Genomic DNA, 17,070 nt, shown 5'->3' with positions numbered 1-17,070 from the left:
TGTCAACCACTCTCGTCAGGGATACATTACTTCAAAGCCTCCAGCCCTCCCAGCGACAAGAGAGACTCGACGAGCACAATAGTGCTCACTGTTTTCCCACCGATTGGAGATACGATATGTCAGCAACAGAACGAGAGCAAGCACGCGCGCTCCTCGCTACCTACCTTCAGGAGGCGGAGGAGGCTCAAATCATATGGCAACAGCTCAAGTCGCTCATTGAGCCAATCCTGCGAAAGAAGAACGAGCGACAAAAAGCGCAGCTTCTGCGAGCCGCTTTTCAGGAAGTCTCTACGCTCTACCACGAGACTATGGATTGGGAGAATATCCCCTTACAGCGGGTCATCATGCTGGTGGTGGTTTTGAAGGAAGAAGCGATCTCCTATACAATTGAAGACATACAGGACATTCTACAAAGTATTTCCCACCTCTTCACATCAGAGGTATATGACCCCTATGGTTATCGTCAGAAATACTTCCAAGAGATTGTTTTCGATCTTCTGCTGTGTTGGGAGCTAGTGTTCGCGCAAGCAGACCTCCTCGCGCATTTTCAGCCTGCATTGACAGCGCTCTATGCTTTTGTCGACAAGCGGAACGACTACGCGACGCTTCCCCAAGCCTATCAAGTACGTACGATGCTAGGTAATCTGTTGTACGCTGGAAGTCCCCCCGGACTCGCCACACTCCTGCGCGACTACGCGCAGGGGGCGGGACCTTCGCTTGAAGAGCAAGCTACTACCTGCCTCGCCAGGTATCATCAGGAACTGGGGAATTGGATAAGGGGGAAGCACCCGGCGCAAGAACTCTTGAGCCAGAAGGCTTCCCCGCGCTTAAAGGCCTTCCTGCTCAGGGAAGCGTTTCGGGAGGTGTATACCCACTTTCAGCCACACCACCGCCCTGCTATCTTCGATCAGGATGTCTACCTTATTCACCTTCTCCACTCTCAAGACGTATCCTATGAATGCGAGGATATACGCGACATTCTGGAAAGCATCGCTCGCATCTTCGCGTTACCTGACTATGCTCATGGCCAGTTCGATACCGTATTTAAGTCTGATATTGTAAATAAGCTGGAGGGACCCCTCTTGTGGGACGTGTTTGAGCATATGATGCCTCAACTCCAACAGCCGGAAACAGTGGACTTTTGCCGACGAGAGATTACCTCCATCTATACTTCTCTCTCGCACTATCCTTGGTATCGCCCGGACGAGTGGAGAAACAGGCTGCGTTTACGGCTGCGCCACCTTCTCTTTCCCAAGAGCGCGGGGCCGTTGATGGATTGTCTACAAGCCAGCGGCGCCCGCTTTGCACGTGACGGGGAACTTGCCGCCTTGCTCACAGCCTACCATCAGGAGATGGCCTGTGGTATGCCTTCCGCGTTAGATGCCGCTACAACACGGCTCGTCAAACAGCACCTCACGCCAGAGTCGACCGTGCGCCTCCTCTGCCTTCTTGCCGAAGAAGGTCATACACTACGGGCGCAGGCCGAAGATCAAGAACGCCAATGTCGAATTTCACAGAACCTTTGCCTCATACGAACGCTCTCTAAGAAGTCACTTCCCTTCCATCCTGAACATATTCATACCATCCTCCACGGGGTGAACGCATACCCATGGGGTGGCTGCATACCTGGACTTGCTCGACCTTCTCACCTATCTCCTGCTTCAGACCTTTCCCACTCACCTCACTGAGCCTGCAGTTATGGAACAATGTACTGCGGATCTGGAAACCATTCGCCAGATCGCGCAAGAGCATGGATATAACAACCGCTCCACAGGGCAAGAGCGGCGCTTTTGGCTGAAGCTGCAAGACTATCTCTCTCAACGCCAGCAACAATTCCACTACTCACTCCTGCCCGACGACTGGGGTACTCGCATTCTGGAAGACCTCAGCGCCCTTTCCCTCGAAGCACGTGCCCCCTGGCTAGCTCTCTTACAGCATTGCGCTCTCGCCAAGACGCCTACCCCTTCTCCCCAATGGCAGCAACAGGCACAAACACTGCTTTCAGCTCTGGACAGCGACACCTTCATGCCCACGCTCCATCGCTGGGTGCGCTTCTTCAGCGACAAAAAGGGTGGGCGTATGGATGGCACCAATTTAAATATTCTCCGTGGCCTGCTCTGGCTCTGCATGGGGCACAGTGACCGCTTCCTGGCCGCGCTGCTGGCAGATACCGCGATCGAAGGCTATCGCAAACTTTCGGGACTGGGACCCCGCAGTCCCAAGGTCGGAGATGCGGCGGTCATCAGCCTGCAAGGGATGCGCGGACGAGACGCGATTGGACAGCTAGAGCGTGTACGCCGCGCGGTCAAACAGCCATCCTATCAGGCGAAGATTGAACGCACTCTCGATGCCATCGCCCAACGCGAACAGATGTCCCGTCTCGACTTGGAAGAGCTCACCGTACCCACCTTCGACCTGCACGAGGGTCAATTACAGGTGCCGCTTGCCCCCTGGACAGCGCGTCTGTACGTAGAGGGCAAGGGCGTGCAACGGCAATGGCTTGATCCAGAGGGCAACCAGCACGACGCCCTCCCTGCCTCCATCCGGCGCGCGGCGAAAGAGGAACTGAAAACCCTCACGCGCCTGGTCACGGATATGAATTACCTGCTCAGTGACCAGCGACAGCGCTTAGAGCGCCTCTTTCTGCATGAGCGCCACTGGTCACTGGCGGATTGGCGGGAACGCTACCTGGACCATCCTCTGCTACATGTGCTGGCACGACGGCTGATCTGGCAGGTGCGTCATGACACGCAATGCTGGCGTGTCATCTGGCACCAGGGCCAACTCGTCACCAGTGACACGCAGGCAGTTGAACTGCCGCCAGAGGCGCAAGTTACCCTCTGGCATCCCCTGATGAGTGATTCACAAGAGGTTGAAGGCTGGTGCCTCTGGCTAGAGGCGCACCGCGTCACGCAGCCATTCAAGCAGGCGCATCGGGAAACCTACCCCATAACGGACGCGGAGCGCACCGCCCATAACGTTTCCCTGCGCTTCGCGAACCACTATATTCGCCAACACCAGTTGAACGCCCTGGCTCGTGCGCGCGGCTGGAGCTTCGTTTTACAGAGCGACTTTTCGGGATCAGTCCAGGATGATCCTGTGAGGTTCGACCTCCCCCACCTGGGGATACGCGCCGAATTTGCGCTCAACCCGCTCCCCGGCGAAGATGAGGCGATCCCGCAGTACCTGCTTACCTCACATGTGCGCTTCCCGCTGTTCGCTTCAAGCAACGGCAGCAAGCAATTGCTTCCCTTAGCCCACGTTCCCCCACTGGTCTTTTCGGAAATCATGCGCGACATCGATCTCTTTGTAAGCGTAACTAGCCTTGGAGCCGATCCCTATGGATATACACAAACGGGTCCACTTCTGGACTACTGGCAGGCCTACAATCAGGAAACGCTATCTCTCTCTGCGCAAAGGAGAAAGCAGATCCTAGAACGGCTAGTGCCACAGCTGGAAATTCGCGAACGTTGTACGCTAGAAGATCATTATCTGCACGTGCGGGGCGATGTGCGGACCTATCGCATTCATCTTGGTTCCGCTAACATTCTGATGGAACCAGGACCACAGTACCTCTGCATCGTTTTCGATACCAGCGCGAAGGCGGACTCAGACGAGCCGTTCTTCCTGCCCTTCGAAGGTGATCTAGTGCTAGCGCTCATTCTTTCCAAAGCCTTTTTGCTCGCCGACGATACGCATATCAAGGATCAATCGATCCTCAGTCAGATTCGCTCTCGATAGCTCGTCAAAACTAGGGGAGGCCAAAGCACGAGCCGGCCTCTCCTTGAGCGTGTTTCCCACGCGCCCGCCGCTCCTCCATTCCAGCAATAAGACTCAAAACGGCTGGTTGAAGTGCCTCAGACAGTTTCACCAGCTGTAAATCCCAACATTATTCTGGCGAAAATCCAACAATGATTCTGGTGAGCAGGCTGTTCGAGATAGTTTGCCCACCGGGATCATTATTGTAAAAGCGGCCAGTTTAATGTTGGGATTTACAGGAATTGGCAAAACAGCTTCGAGCAGAGCGCCCCGATTATCTTTATCTCAAAAGCGTCTTTCGGGCGCTGCGCGAGGAGCTAGCGATCGAGGTCCCTCGCAAACCCGAATTCCAATCCCTGTACCAGTCTCTGTGAAAGAGCGGGCATGATTGCGGGCGAGCGGTGTGCTTCTCAAGCGGACATTTCATTCTGCCTTCGGGAATATCCCTTCTTGATGTTGTGCATGGTGCGCGGTGAACTCTCGCGCAACTGCAAGGAATCCCTCAACAACTGGAGAGAAGCTCTTGCGATGCCACACAAGAGCGGTCTCGACCATGATGGCATCACCATCGTCGGAGAGCGGGCGATAGATAACTCCCTCCGTGCGCAAGGGCATCGCTGAGGCTGGCACAAGGGAGACACCCAGATTGGCAGCCACGAGCCCAAGCACCATACGGATGTCCGAGACCTCTTGCGTGACACGCGGACTCTCGCCACACCGTTGGATGATCCGTTCATAGAGAACAGGAGTTGATTGGCGCTGACATAAGATGAAGGATTCCTTGATCAAGGAACGCAACGCGACGGAGGGCTGTGACGCAAAGCGATGTTGTGGGGCAAGCACCGCGACAAACGGAATGCGTTGGAGCACCTCTGTCTCAAACTCCGCCGGCACACTCTGGAAACTGGCAACAAACCCCATCTGGATCTGCTGCTTTTGCAATGCCTGCAATTGCGCCTCAGGATGCATCTCGCGAAGGCGCACCTCGACCGCAGGAAAGCGTTGATGGTAGACTGCGAGCACATCGGGAATGATGGTCTCGGTTGCCACCGCATTGTTGACAAACCCGATATCCAGTCGACCCACTTGACCATGTCGTGCCTGCTGCATGCGTATGAGCGCCTGATCCACCTGCTCAAGAATACGGACCGCGTCCTCCAGAAACAACTGACCCGCATTGGTCAGCATTACGGAATGGTGATTGCGCTCAAAGAGACGGACCCCAACCATGTGCTCCAACTGGCGAATCTGTTGACTCAGCGGTGGTTGAGCCATCTGCAATTTCTCAGCAGCACGGCTAAAGTGCAGTTCCTCTGCTACCGCCACAAAATAGCGCAGGTGACGCAACTCGACGTTCTGGTTATACATGCAATCTCTCACCATCATATTGATCATATATTGGACATATGCTCATTTTACTGCTAGAGTCAAGGGAAGAAGTGAGTCAAGTCTCCTTCTGTTGGAGAAAAGGCACCAGGTTCTCAAAGGAAAAGGCAAAAGACATGAATACCAGACAGAAGACGTTTCTCATTACGGGAGTCAGTTCCGGTTTTGGGCGAGCATGCGCCATCAAAGCTCTCCAGGAAGGTCATCGGGTCGTGGGAACGGTGCGTAAGACAGAAGACGCGAGCACTTACGAGGCACTCCACCAGACCAACGCTCTTGCCAGGATTGTCGAGATGACTAACGAGAAGGCCGTCGCCGCGATGGTACACTCGGTCGAGCGTGAGGATGGACCCATCGATATTCTGATTGCCAATGCAGGCTACGGGCATGAGGGCTTGTTCGAGGAAGCGAGCATGGACGAGCTGAGGCGCCAGTTCGAGGTCAACGTCTTTGCAACCGTTGCTCTCATCAAGGCAGCACTCCCTGCTATGCGTACGCGCCGCACTGGTCATATCATCGCCATCACCTCTCTTGGCGGTCTGACGACCTCTCCTGGCTTGTCCTGGTATCATGGCAGCAAGTATGCCCTCGAAGGCATTCTGGAGACGCTTGGCAAGGAAGTGGCTCATCTGGGCATTTACGTCACCGCCGTAGAGCCCGGACCCTTCCGTACCGACTGGTTGGGGCGCTCCATGACGCACAGTGAACGCTCTCTCTCCGACTACGATGAGATGTACGAGCCGATACGCGAGGCAAGGCGTCGCAACAACGGATACCAACCCGGTGATCCAGCAAGGGCAGCGGCGGCGATCCTGCGCGTGATCAACGACGAGGCTCCTCCTCGGCACCTGGTTTTAGGCTCTGCCGCTTTGGATGCACTTGCTGCCAGTCGCGAGGCCTTTGATACAGATGTGAGGCGCTGGGAGACACTCTCCCGCTCAACCGACTTCCCTGACTATCGTCAGTCTTAATTGAATGGACAAAGATGGCACATTACATGGCCTGGTAAGTCTCAGTCTGGTTGACCATGTTGAGGGAGGGGAACGACGGGCCAGGGGCTTGATGCATCAGGCCGTCCAGGATCAGCTTGTGGCCTGGAAAGCTACGCACAAGAGTCAGTAGTCTGTTTTTTTGTCCTTTATCGAACGTCGTTAAATCTTTCTACCTCATCCAATGAGAGAAGGAAGGAAATTGTCATGAACACACCGAAAGAACTCCACGTCATTTTCGAAACAAGCCCTGTTGGAAACACGCTTGCTGACGAATTGTTGGCAAATGGGAAGCAGGTGCGCCTGGTCAATCGGAGTGGCGAAGGGCAGGTGCCAGCAGGAGCTGAACTGGTGGCGGGTGATGCCTCCAGGTTGGAGATGGTACAAGATCTCTGCCGGGGTGCCTCAGTGGTCTACAACTGCACCCACGCCCCCTATCACATCTGGCCGGAGACGCTTCCTCGTTTGCAAGAAAATATGATCGAGGGAGCGGCCTCTGCGGGAGCGAGACTCGTGGTGATCGATACGCTTTACCTCTATGGGGAAACGCATGGAGAGCCGATGACGGAAGCAATGCCTTACGCGGCAACATCGCGGAAGGGTCGTCTGCGTGCGGAATTGGCCTGCAAATCTTCAATGTGCCGACGATAGAGCAGGCCAGGGCAGCGGACGTCTTTGATGAGACCCTTGCACGCGAATATGACGAGTTGTTTTATCAGTATCACGAGCCGCAGATTGTCGACTCCAGCACCTTTGCACGGACATTTGGTCTGCACGCGACGCCTCTGGATGAAGCGATTCGTACAACTGTACGTTGGTATCGAGAGCATACGGGTGTATAGAAATGGGGAGTAGAGAGGCTGTTCGTTGATGCGCACCTTTCCTGATCTGGTGGGCTTGTACTACTTTGTTGTTTGTTTCTTTGTTGTTTGTTTCTTTGTTGCTTTCTCACCAGCCCTTGTATGGAAGTCGATGAAAGCTAGAAGAACGGAGGAGTGTCGTATGGTGAGCGAACCCTTTACCATTCATGTGGCTGAAGATGTCCTGATTGATCTCAGGCAGAGGTTAGCCAGCACGCGCTGGCCTGATGAACTTCCTGATGCGGATTGGGACTATGGAACCAGCCTGTCGTATTTGCAGCAACTCGTCAGATACTGGCATGACAGCTATGATTGGCGAGCCCAGGAACGCTTGCTCAATACCTTCCCTCAATTTAAAACTGAGATTGACGGTATCCAGTTGCACTTTCTTCACGCGAAGGGGAAAGGAACACCCCCCTCCCACTGCTCATCTCACACGGCTGGCCCGGGTCCTTCTTCGAGATGTACAAGATTATTGGCCCTCTGACCGATCCTGCCAGTTATCGTGGAGATCCGGCTGATGCCTTCGACGTCGTTGTGCCTTCGCTTCCTGGCTATGGCTTCTCAGGCCCGACGAACGTGCGCGGTGTCTCTGTCGCACGTATTGCAGGGGTCTTTGTCTCCTTCATGCAAGACCTGGGCTACGAACGCTTTGCCGCGCAGGGAGGTGGCTGGGGCAGCGCTATCAGCTCAGTGTTAGGGAGATCCTACCCTGACAACGTCGTTGGCATTCACCTGAATTTTCTGTCATCGCGCTTAAACTATAAGCAGGAAGATGCCACAAACGAAGAAGAAAGGCGCTGGCGCGAACGGCTCGCACGATTTACTACTGAAGGGTCTGGTTACTCTCGTATTCAAGGAACACGTCCCCAAACGCTGGCGTATGGCTTGAATGATTCCCCGGTCGGTCTGGCAGGCTGGATCATTGAGAAGTTTCGTGCCTGGAGCGATTGTCACGGTGACATCGAGAGCGTCTTCACGAAAGATGAACTCCTCACCAATGTCATGATCTATTGGGTCACTCAGACCATCAACTCATCGACTCGTCTCTACTACGAGACCTCTCGCCAGGGCGAAATACTTACTGGGCGAGTTGAGGTTCCGACCGGCGTTGCAGTTTTCCCGGAAGAAATCGCTATTCCACCACGTTCGCTTGCTCAACAACACTACAATATCCAACGTTGGACACAGATGAAAGCGGGAGGACACTTTGCCGCACTGGAGCAGCCACAGACATTGGTCGAGGACATACGAGCCTTCTTCCGCCCACTGAGAAACTAAATCATTCACCAGCAGCAATAACGCTTCGGCCTGCAGGCATGTGGCAGATGTTAAGTTTACTCGACTTTAGCTATAAAGGTTTGATATCTGTCACGTTGATCAGATAGGATGCCCGCTTCATGAGGAGAATCGCTCTGTATCGCAGTTTTGTGGCGACTATCTATCGCAAAACAAATGTTCTTTTGCGCCTTCAAAGTTGGTTGCAAGCAGAGAGAGCACTCTTGCATTCTGAGAGCTCCTTGTCACAAAACGGCGACACAGAACGATCCAATTGATACCCAAAGCCAAGGATCACAACGCCTTCTCTTGTGCCGTTTTTCTTTCTATTCCTTCGGGTGCTGGAGGGCAACAACGACAATGGTGAGGAGAAGCAGTGCTACTCCGACGCGCAGTCCCATGCTCGTCGCACTGGTGAATGCATCGCGAGTACCACGCAGGAGTTGGTCCCGAACAACAGGATTCGGGCGGCTCGCTGCGTATTGCAAGGCTCTCGTAATGGAGTGTTTCATAGCTTCTCCCTGAGCGCCGGGAACGTTTTGCAAAGCAGAAGGCAAGTGGCTCGCGAAGCGAGCGGTGAGAACCGGGCTGAGCACGGCAACGCCTAGTGCCGTGCCGAACTCACGAGTGGTACTGTTCAGTCCTGAGCTGGCGCCCGCTTTCTCGGGTGGGAGACATGGTTCCCGAAAGTGGCGGCATTGCGAGTCCCATGCCGACGCCAGCGAGAGCGAGGAGCAGACCGTAGAGCGGATAGGGGGTTGCGGCGGTGGCGAATGACAGCAGCGTCATCGCAGCGGCAAGCGTCAAGAGCCCAAGGATGATCGTGGACCGAGCGCCGAGCCGTGCGGCCAGTTTCGTGCTTTGAGCGCTGACGTACGGCATCACGATTGCCACCAGCAAGATGCAGATGCCAGAGAGCAACGGTGAGTAGCCTTTGATGTCTTGCACATACTGGGCATTGATGTAAAACAGACTGAATAACGCAAAGAACAGTGCAATAATCCCAAGCGCACCAGCGCGCCCCCGGCACGCAGGAACAGGCGTGGATCGAGCATCGGGGACGTGAGTCGCGCTTCATACCAGAGAAAGGTGCCAAGAAGCAAGATCGCAAGCAGCATTGATCTAAGCACCTGCCAGGAGATCCAGCCGAACTGCGGTCCTTCTATGATCCCGTACAATAATGCACCACTGCCTGCCGTCAGAAGGAATGCACCACCGCCGTCTAGGGGTCCCGCTACCTTGCAGCTGGTGTCACGGATCGTAGCGGGACCCCTAGATGGAACATCTGCCCTTGCCCCTTCAGCGCAACTTGAGGCGGAACTACTCATCACACGCCTTCAGGCGCACAAAAGCCGTTGAGCTGCTGAACCAAGGTATGTCGCTCGTTCTGGTGCAGCAATGGCTGGCGCATGCAAGCCCAGAGATGACCTTCATTTACGCCAAAATTTTGGATGAGACCATGCGCACGCAATGGGAAAAGACGGTGCAGCAGGGGATCGTCCGGTTCAACGACGGGAACCCCGAGTTTGTTCCTGGCAAGAAGTTGCTGCCGATGGCAGGCGAGAATACGTTTGACCCAGAACGGGTGCGCGAACACCGTCAAAATGTGAAGATGGCGCTTGGCTCGTGCTTGAAAACCGCCAAAATCGTGTGTAAATTTGTGGAACTGCCGTGTTTTCATTGTCCGGCCTATGTGCTTACTCCGGATGATCTTTCTGCACTCGAAGCCTACGAACAGCAAATCCTCGAACGAATTGAGATCGGCAAGCAGGCTGGAAATGCCCATTGGACTGAAGTCAACCAGGAAAATCTGGATGAACGAGTTCGCCCAGCCATTGCCTTGCTCAAACAAGGGCAGATCGTCGCAAAGACAGATAAGTACGAACGCGAGTACACTGACGAAGAATGGGAGCAACGCCAACAATCCAACCAGGAGCCGCGAGCATGAGTGAAAAGACTTGGGAGCGCAATACGGCTGGCATCGCCGCCCTGAGGCTCCAGGAAGTGGAACAACGCGTACGGGAACGTGTCGTTCAGCCTGCTGGCAAAACCGATGCCAGCCGCGACCTCGTCACTTTTGCCAAAGATTGTCGCATCAAAGCGTTAGAGGAGGAGAATCGCCAGCTCAAAAAGCAACTGCAAACGGCTCTGGGGAGAGCGTACGACCAGTTGTAGCTTACTCATCTTCTAGCGGATGATCCTGTCAAAAGATCCCCGCTATTCCAGGACTGTAAATTGCCACGCATCCGAGCGTTTCCCGACCCGAGAAAACGAAGCCATCCATGGTCGATGAGGATGCCCCCAGTTTTCAGTGCGATGGCTCCCATCGGTGAGCGTGTCGTCACCTGGAGATGGAGCAAGACTTCTTCACCACGCGTGCGATCGCTACCAAGGACCTCTACTTGATTCCGAGCAGTAGCAATCCATTCTTGGACCAGGGGCCAGCCTGGATCTTCAATATTGATCAGTTCTTTTTTCAGCCCCCAAAGAGCCGAAGACTGGTGCTCCTGATCGTCCTTCCCCCCCAACAGTCTCTAGCGCGCCCTGATTGATCAACCCAACCTCACGAATTATAATGGCTTCATAGAGATTCGGCCCGCTTTTTGGTGGATGTAGCAAGCATGAGACGTGCCGCCAACCTAGCGAAAACACTCTGTTTGAAACGGTTTTTTGCTAGGGGAGAGCGTCTCCTTGCAGGAACCCACCTTGCTCTAGCGAGCGAGCGCTCTTGAGATCATTGAGTGGTTCTCCCTGGAAAGGAATAGACACATGGAATCTCCACAGCCGCAGACCAAAGAACAATGGGTGCAGGAAGGCAATGTTCACGCCGCCTTCCACGAGTACCAGCAGGCAATAGCCGCCTATGGGCAGGCCCTTCGTCTCGATCCCAGCTATGCCCGGGCCTACCACAACCGCGGGGCCGCCTATGCTGATCTCAAAGACTACCAGCAGGCCTTGGCCGACTTTGACCAGGCCCTTCGCCTCGCTCCCGACTCCACCGCCACCTACTACAACCGAGGCACTGCGTATGTCGACCTCAACGAGTACCAGCAGGCGATCGCCGATTTTGACCAAACCCTCCGCCTCGATCCCAGCTCTGCCGACGCCTACTACAACCGAGGTTGTGTGTACCATGCCCTCAACGAGTACCAGCAGGCGATCGCCGACTTTGATCAAACCCTCCGCCTTGATCCCAGCTCTGCCGACGCCTACTACAACCGAGGCAACGCGCACGCTGCCCTCCATGAGTGCCAGCAGGCGATCGCCGACTTTGACCAGGCCCTTCGTCTTGATCCCAGCAATGTCCACATCTATCACAACCGAGGCGCGGTGTACGCGACGCTCCAGGACTACCAGCAGGCCTTGGCCGACTTTGACCAGGCCCTGGCCCTTGATCCGACCCATGCGCGCGCCCACTATCACCGAGGGCGTGCGCTTCAACACCTCGGCAGACAGGCTGAGGCACACCACGCTTTTCAACAAGCCGAATCCCTTGGGTATGAAGAAGCAAGAGAGGTCCTGTAGTCAGCCGTGCAGGAGGAAGGCCAAGAGCCTGGAATGCCAGTGATCTCCCCGCACGCCCACTCGGTCTGCGTACCAGAGGCGAAGAGCGAACGGAGGCAATAAGCGCTTCGGTTTTAGCGCTCAACTGAAGGCGTTGGCTCCAGGTATGGAAGGTTTCGGGCGTCATGCGCATGACGATTTCCCCTTACATTGACGTTTAGACTAAACCGAACAAGTGGAAGCATTCTGTCAGGGCTTCCTGTACCCATCGCGTGGCTCTTCTCGCCTCTGGGCATGCATCTTTCGGAAGTCGAGATGGAAAAGCCGCTCAATTAGGACGATTGGCGTGATGAGCCGCGAGGAAAAAGGTGACACAGGTATCAATATGATGCTCAATCTCTTCATTCGTCGGAGCGGGTCCTGCTCCCAGACGTGCTCGCTCGATAATCTGTCCCTGCAGTAAGGTCAAAAAAGCCTGCGCTGAGAGGCGAGGATCGGGAATGTGTAAACTCTCCTGGCGATCCAGTTCCTGAAAGTACGCGCTCAATCGATCAAGTGCCTTTTCCACGCTCAGGTGATAATACATCCGCCCCACTTCTGGGAAGTGTTCCATGGCACCGAGAATGACTTGATATAGAGCGATCTCCTCTGGATTGAGGGCGTAGGCGAGCCGCAACTGGCCCAAGCGATGCAACACCTCGGCAGGATTCCCCTGCCAGAACATGTCCTTGCCCTCCTTCGCTTTCTGGCTACACAGATGCTGGATCACCGCCTGAAAGAGGACATCTTTTCCACGAAAATGCCGATAGAGGGTCATAATGGAAACACCAGCCCGAGCAGCAACCATTTCCATGGTTGTATTGGCATATCCATGCCGTAGGAATAACTCTTTCGCCGCCACTTTAATGGCTTCCTGTTTGCGCTCAAGCAAACGAGCTTTCGGGTGATCTTCTGACCATGTTCGCATACAACTCCTGCCTTCTTCATCAAACAACGCACATCTCTTCTGCTTTTTGCGAAACAGATAATACGAGAGATTCTATTCTAGCATATTTCCTTATATGTTAATATTTTGACAAGCCCTCTCGATCAAGGGCTTAAGCAGGAGCGTACCTGTTCAATACAGAAGCCAGGGAAAAGGCTCTTTTTTCCACACGGCTCGACCGATAGAAGGAGATCGCGCTTCCCCCGGCAGCCTTCCTGGGTCTATCGATGATTGGAGGGTCGTTGCTTCGAGCACTCGGCATATAAGGACCCGATCCCCCAGGAATGTTTCTCGCAAAGGAGATGGAACGATGTGGTATGTTGGTTTGGATTGGGCAGACACCCATCATGACGTCGATGTCCTTGATGAAACCGGTAAACATGTTGGAGCGCGCCGCTTTTCCCACAGCCAGGAAGGCTTGCATGACCTGAAGCAGTTTTTGTTGAGCTTTACCTCGCACCCCGAAGAACTGGCTTGCATTCTCGAAACGAATCACGGGCTGCTCATCGCTTTCCTGCTCTCGGCTGGCATTCCCGTGTACCCGGTGAACCCGAAAACGATCAATGGGTTGCGGAAAGTGGCAGGAGCTCGCGACTGATCGCATTGACGCGTGTTTGTTGGCCAAAGTGGGATACTTCAACTTGGCCGAACTGCATCGCTTGGAACCTGATAGCCCTATCGTCCAGGAATTGAAAATGTTGACACGCGATCAGGATGCCCTGATTCAGATGCAAACGCGCCTGGTCAACCAATTGACCGCTTGCCTCAAGGAATACTACTTGGTGGCCTTGAAGTTGTTCTCCCGCGTTGCAGCAGCCTTCCACGCTGCGTTTTTTGCAAGCGTACCCGACTCCCCAAGCAGCACAGAATGCGTCGGTTGAAGAGATAACGGCGACCTTGCGTCTGGGAACGTTTCCCAATCCAGCACAGGCTGCCGCCTCGATGGTTGAGGAACTGCACCGTCCTCAGTTGGTCGCCAGTGAAGTCACCGTGCGCACCAAATCGCGGTTGATGCTGTCTCTGGTCAAACAACTGCTGGTAGTTATTGAGGACCTTGCCAGCTATGAGAAGGAGATTCAAGCCCTTTTTTTGACCCATAAAGACCATGAGATTTGGAGTTCTCTTCCACGGGCAGGCAAGCGCCTGGCTCCGCGCTTGCTTGCTGAATGGGGGGATGATCGCACACGCTATGCTGATGCCAACAGTGTCCAGGAACTGGCTGGGACGGCTCCGGTCCCCTCCCAAAGCGGCAATTACGCCAAGGCGCACAAACGCTTTGCCTGCGTGAAGCCCTGGCGCAATGATCTGTACCACTTCGCCTGGCAATCGACGCTCTCGGAGCCGTGGGCGGCTTCGTATTACCAACGTAAACTGGCCGAAGGCAAAACGCATAGCATGGCCCTTCGCGCTCTGGCCAATATCTGGGTGCGGATCATGTACCGGATGTGGATGAGTGAGACGTGCTATCAAGCCGAGACCTTTGAAGCCGCGAAGCTGGCTCACGCGCCTCGCCAACGTGCCGCCTGAACCCAGGCTGTCCCTTTCCCTCACGCTTGGTTGGGCACACTCAGCACTGCGAAGTCCTTTGTCAGTGCTGATGTCGTGTGCTCCAACGGAGTCGCCCAAGCGGTTCCCGCTGTGTTCCTGTTGCAGACCGTGAGCCGGTCCTGCGCACCTGCCCGTCGCTCCAACGTCTGCCGCAGCCCACCACCGCGTTCCCGACTCCCGGTGTGGGTTGCTCGCTGCAGACCACACCAAGTCAAGGCCGCGCAGGAGGTGAGGTGGTCGGATGTGGGCGCTCGCCTTGGCCTTGGCTGGTGTGGTAGACTTGCATCCCCACACGGGAGGCCGCTTCGCCTACGCTCACCCTGCTTTTTCCTTTCTCGGTTTTGGCTCTTGACATAGAGGGTCTCCTTCTCCAGAGGGCGAGCGACCAGGTCTTCGAGAAACACGGTACGCAACGCCTCAACCGGAGCTTGATCCAGCGCGGCGAGAAAGCGAGAGAGCGTCGAGCGATGAGGAAGACGCTCTCTCCCGAAGAGAGCCATGAACGGCGCAGCAAAAGGGCGTAAGGACTCATAGAACGTTTCCAACGTGCGCTCGCTACTGATGGCATAACCCAGGAGCACGACCACGAAGTCAATCAAGTCGTAATGACCAAATCGACGCCGGGCGAAGCGCACTCGCTCCTCGATGGCTGCAAGCACGCTCTGGCATGTTCAATGATGAGCAACCAGGACCACTTCCCCGAACCAGGAGGGCGTCGAGGGAACGGACTGAGAAGAGATCTGGAGAGCACTGTTCGCAAAGTAGGTCATCAATGGTTGCGTCGTGGTGCTGAGTGGAAACAGCGTGTTGCCGGTGAGAGACGAGTCTGGTCTCTCATCAACGACGGCATTAAAGCGCACCCGCATCTCTGGCGGCATAATACGAAGGATAGATGGGGCGGAAGCCCAGTTCATCGCGGATGCGGAGGGTATCGAGGATCAATTCCCACGGATTCTTGAAGGAGGTATCTGCATCACTTGCATCTTCTGACAGGCCATTCAAACGCCGCAACTCTGCGAGACTTACGGGTGCGTCATCGGCGACATTGTAGATCTGGCCATCGATCCCAGCGGTAGTAACAGCACGCAGCAATGCCTGCGAGACATCAGCATGATGCACCATATGCAGCCGTTTTGCTGGATGCCATTGACTTAATAGCGGCAGGGACTCATGCACATGCGTATCTCCTTCTCCATAGACAAAACCCAGACGCAGGATACGCACTCCCAACCCTCGTGTACGATACAGTTCCAGCAGCGCCTGTTCAGCCGCAACTTTGCTTTGTGGATACGTGGCTGTGGGTTGGAGGGGGTCATCTTCGCGACCAGGCCGATTAAGACCTGGACCATAGACGTTGCTCGTGCTGGTGAAGACAAAGCGCTCAACCCCTGCGGAAAGGGAGACGTTCGCCAGAGCCAGAGCACCATCCTCATTGGTCGTCCTGATTCGCTCCTGGTCAGTTCCCCGGAAGAAGGCCGCCAGATGAACGACGATCTGGACTCCTGCAACAGCCGAAGCGAGGCGATCTTCCTGGCTCAGATCTCCCACGATCACCTCAGCCCCCAACTTGTGGAAAGCCTCAGCCTGTTCCGCTCGGCGAACGAGAAGCCGCACGTTATTTTCACGTTGCAACAGACGGGGCACGAAGTGACTTCCAACCTTCCCAGTTGCACCAGTGACAAGAATGGTTTTCATGATCATTTGACTCCTTGTGAATGAAAGCTTTTCTCTTGCGACAGCAGAAGAGGTGTTGCCAGGTCTCTTCGCGCGTCTCGCTTGACCTGGATACCACATCCTTAGTATGCTTGAGGGACATTGAGATAACCAACCTTTCGTCATCGTATGATCGCGAGTAGTAGGATAAGGAGTGAAACAGATGGAAGAGAGCGAACGCCGACAAGCACTCGCGGCCTTCTTGCGCACCCGCCGCGCCCGGCTCTCTCAAGCAGAGGTAGGATTACCAGCACGCAGCAGGCATCGAACGCCAGGGCTGCGGCGCGAAGACGTGGCGGAATTGGCGAATATCGGGGTTTCGTGGTATACCTTGCTGGAGCAGGGAAAGGACGTTCATCCCTCAAAGCCTGTTCTGGAAAGCATTGCACAGGCGCTCAGGCTCACCCATGCAGAGGAGAAGTACCTGTTCCTGCTGGCAGGTCACACTCTGCCTGTGAAAGCGCCACCAGAGGAAGAAGAGGTCCCCCAGAACTACGGCGCGTGGTGGATGTGCTGACTCCTCATCCAGCCTTTGTGATCGGGCGGCGCTGGGACATTCTCTTCAGGAATCGAGCGGCTGACCTGGTCTTTTGCTTTGATGAGCCCTTTCTACCGCACTCGCTCAATGTGGTCTGGCGCTCCTTTCAGATGCAAGGACACTCGCTCGATCTTGACTGGGAGGTGCAGGCGCGCAATCTGGTGGCCCACTTTCGTGCCGATTACGCTCGCTATCCAGGCGATGCCTCGTTTGAGGAATTACTCCATGATTTGCAGCACATGAGCCCTTTATTTCGGGAATGGTGGGAGCAACATGATATACGAGGTTTGCCCAATGGACCACAACCCATGATGCATCCAGCGCTCGGTCTCCTGGAATTTGACCATGTGCAAGCCTCTTTTTCTGCCAATCTCCGTGTGAAAATCTATGCCGCTTCCCCTTCAACCGCTTCGAAGTTAGAACAGGCGTTGTCTGCTTCCTCTTGATGAGGGGATCTTAAGCAGCGCCTGTCTCGTTGCGCATCGCGTGGGATGAGCCAACCATTGTGGC

At 55.0% G+C, this 17,070-nt stretch carries 20 protein-coding genes and 1 pseudogene; 13 read left to right on the top strand and 8 right to left on the bottom strand.

All coding sequences use genetic code 11. The features are described 5' to 3' along the window. The first annotated feature begins 116 nt into the window (after positions 1-116). Together KTE_RS02100 and KTE_RS02095 are read left to right on the top strand one after the other, a co-directional pair. Positions 117-1,688, top strand: coding sequence for a hypothetical protein (locus tag KTE_RS02100; RefSeq protein ID WP_201377998.1), 1,572 nt, complete (start codon positions 117-119; stop codon positions 1,686-1,688). A 10-nt stretch (positions 1,689-1,698) separates the two neighbouring features. After that, entirely contained in the window at positions 1,699-3,741 is a 2,043-nt protein-coding gene (locus tag KTE_RS02095; protein WP_201377996.1) for a DUF4132 domain-containing protein, read from the top strand. A 441-nt stretch (positions 3,742-4,182) separates the two neighbouring features. Here KTE_RS02095 and KTE_RS02090 read toward each other — a convergent pair whose 3' ends face one another. Then, positions 4,183-5,127 (bottom strand): LysR family transcriptional regulator, encoded by a 945-nt coding sequence (locus tag KTE_RS02090; protein ID WP_201377995.1) that lies wholly within the window; start codon positions 5,125-5,127, stop codon positions 4,183-4,185. Between the two features lie 134 nt (positions 5,128-5,261). Here KTE_RS02090 and KTE_RS02085 point away from each other — a divergent pair, with 134 nt between their 5' ends. The 5 genes from KTE_RS02085 (at position 5,262) to KTE_RS02065 (ending at position 8,275) form a co-directional block, all read left to right on the top strand. Next, entirely contained in the window at positions 5,262-6,116 is an 855-nt protein-coding gene (locus tag KTE_RS02085) for an oxidoreductase (RefSeq protein ID WP_201377990.1), read from the top strand. Between the two features lie 225 nt (positions 6,117-6,341). Further along, positions 6,342-6,785 (top strand): NAD(P)H-binding protein, encoded by a 444-nt coding sequence (locus KTE_RS02080; RefSeq protein WP_201377981.1) that lies wholly within the window; start codon positions 6,342-6,344, stop codon positions 6,783-6,785. Next, a complete protein-coding gene (locus KTE_RS02075; RefSeq protein WP_201377979.1) occupies positions 6,773-6,976 on the top strand; it encodes a hypothetical protein in 204 nt (67 codons plus the stop codon). The genes KTE_RS02080 and KTE_RS02075 overlap by 13 nt, the downstream gene beginning before the upstream one ends. 160 nt (positions 6,977-7,136) lie before the next feature. Next, positions 7,137-7,481 (top strand): epoxide hydrolase N-terminal domain-containing protein, encoded by a 345-nt coding sequence (locus KTE_RS02070; protein ID WP_201377977.1) that lies wholly within the window; start codon positions 7,137-7,139, stop codon positions 7,479-7,481. Next, positions 7,457-8,275, top strand: coding sequence for an alpha/beta fold hydrolase (locus KTE_RS02065; RefSeq protein WP_201386937.1), 819 nt, complete (start codon positions 7,457-7,459; stop codon positions 8,273-8,275). The genes KTE_RS02070 and KTE_RS02065 overlap by 25 nt, the downstream gene beginning before the upstream one ends. Before the next feature lie 323 nt (positions 8,276-8,598). On the opposite strand, the gene KTE_RS02060 is transcribed toward KTE_RS02065, so the two are convergent. Beyond that, positions 8,599-8,784: a hypothetical protein gene (locus KTE_RS02060; RefSeq protein ID WP_201377975.1), complete on the bottom strand. Its 186-nt coding sequence runs from the start codon at positions 8,782-8,784 to the stop codon at positions 8,599-8,601. 109 nt (positions 8,785-8,893) lie between these two features. Further along, the gene (locus KTE_RS02055; RefSeq protein ID WP_201386935.1) at positions 8,894-9,274 is read right to left on the bottom strand and encodes an MFS transporter; all 381 of its coding nucleotides are present in this window, start codon (positions 9,272-9,274) and stop codon (positions 8,894-8,896) included. Between the two features lie 274 nt (positions 9,275-9,548). Here KTE_RS02055 and KTE_RS02050 point away from each other — a divergent pair, with 274 nt between their 5' ends. Further along, the gene (locus KTE_RS02050) at positions 9,549-10,220 is read left to right on the top strand and encodes a tyrosine-type recombinase/integrase (RefSeq protein WP_201377973.1); all 672 of its coding nucleotides are present in this window, start codon (positions 9,549-9,551) and stop codon (positions 10,218-10,220) included. Next, positions 10,217-10,447: a hypothetical protein gene (locus tag KTE_RS02045; RefSeq protein ID WP_201377964.1), complete on the top strand. Its 231-nt coding sequence runs from the start codon at positions 10,217-10,219 to the stop codon at positions 10,445-10,447. Before KTE_RS02050 ends, KTE_RS02045 begins: the two co-directional genes overlap by 4 nt. Before the next feature lie 5 nt (positions 10,448-10,452). Here KTE_RS02045 and KTE_RS02040 read toward each other — a convergent pair whose 3' ends face one another. Continuing rightward, positions 10,453-10,800 (bottom strand): DUF2625 family protein, encoded by a 348-nt coding sequence (locus KTE_RS02040; protein ID WP_201377962.1) that lies wholly within the window; start codon positions 10,798-10,800, stop codon positions 10,453-10,455. A gap of 241 nt (positions 10,801-11,041) precedes the next feature. Here KTE_RS02040 and KTE_RS02035 point away from each other — a divergent pair, with 241 nt between their 5' ends. Further along, entirely contained in the window at positions 11,042-11,797 is a 756-nt protein-coding gene (locus tag KTE_RS02035; RefSeq protein ID WP_201377960.1) for a tetratricopeptide repeat protein, read from the top strand. A 307-nt stretch (positions 11,798-12,104) separates the two neighbouring features. Here the strand turns inward: KTE_RS02035 and KTE_RS02030 are convergent, their stop codons facing one another. Next, complete coding sequence (locus tag KTE_RS02030) at positions 12,105-12,743, bottom strand: TetR/AcrR family transcriptional regulator (protein ID WP_201377958.1); 639 nt, start codon at positions 12,741-12,743, stop codon at positions 12,105-12,107. Between the two features lie 328 nt (positions 12,744-13,071). Here KTE_RS02030 and KTE_RS49400 point away from each other — a divergent pair. Then, positions 13,072-14,288 (top strand): annotated as a pseudogene (locus KTE_RS49400) (IS110 family transposase). A 20-nt stretch (positions 14,289-14,308) separates the two neighbouring features. Here KTE_RS49400 and KTE_RS47225 read toward each other — a convergent pair. Genes KTE_RS47225 through KTE_RS02010 form a run of 3 tightly spaced genes read right to left on the bottom strand, consistent with a single transcriptional unit; the run spans position 14,309 to position 16,004 of the window. Continuing rightward, the gene (locus KTE_RS47225; protein ID WP_236600241.1) at positions 14,309-14,968 is read right to left on the bottom strand and encodes a hypothetical protein; all 660 of its coding nucleotides are present in this window, start codon (positions 14,966-14,968) and stop codon (positions 14,309-14,311) included. 12 nt (positions 14,969-14,980) lie between these two features. Next, positions 14,981-15,175, bottom strand: coding sequence for a hypothetical protein (locus KTE_RS02015; protein ID WP_201377956.1), 195 nt, complete (start codon positions 15,173-15,175; stop codon positions 14,981-14,983). Then, a complete protein-coding gene (locus KTE_RS02010; protein WP_201377954.1) occupies positions 15,159-16,004 on the bottom strand; it encodes an NAD(P)-dependent oxidoreductase in 846 nt (281 codons plus the stop codon). The genes KTE_RS02015 and KTE_RS02010 overlap by 17 nt, the downstream gene beginning before the upstream one ends. A 181-nt stretch (positions 16,005-16,185) precedes the next feature. Between KTE_RS02010 and KTE_RS47220 the strand changes: the two genes are divergently transcribed. Together KTE_RS47220 and KTE_RS47215 are read left to right on the top strand one after the other, a co-directional pair. Continuing rightward, positions 16,186-16,539 (top strand): helix-turn-helix transcriptional regulator, encoded by a 354-nt coding sequence (locus tag KTE_RS47220; protein ID WP_236600240.1) that lies wholly within the window; start codon positions 16,186-16,188, stop codon positions 16,537-16,539. Beyond that, positions 16,524-17,006 carry a hypothetical protein gene (locus KTE_RS47215; protein ID WP_236600239.1) on the top strand — a complete coding sequence of 161 codons (483 nt, stop codon included), beginning with the start codon at positions 16,524-16,526 and terminating at the stop codon, positions 17,004-17,006. Before KTE_RS47220 ends, KTE_RS47215 begins: the two co-directional genes overlap by 16 nt. The last annotated feature ends 64 nt before the right edge of the window (positions 17,007-17,070 follow it).

This window comes from Ktedonobacter sp. SOSP1-85, from assembly GCF_016587415.1.
In the GTDB taxonomy this organism is placed as follows: domain Bacteria; phylum Chloroflexota; class Ktedonobacteria; order Ktedonobacterales; family Ktedonobacteraceae; genus Ktedonobacter.
Note: the sequence above shows the minus strand (reverse complement) of the source record. Positions and strands in the feature narration are given on the sequence as shown.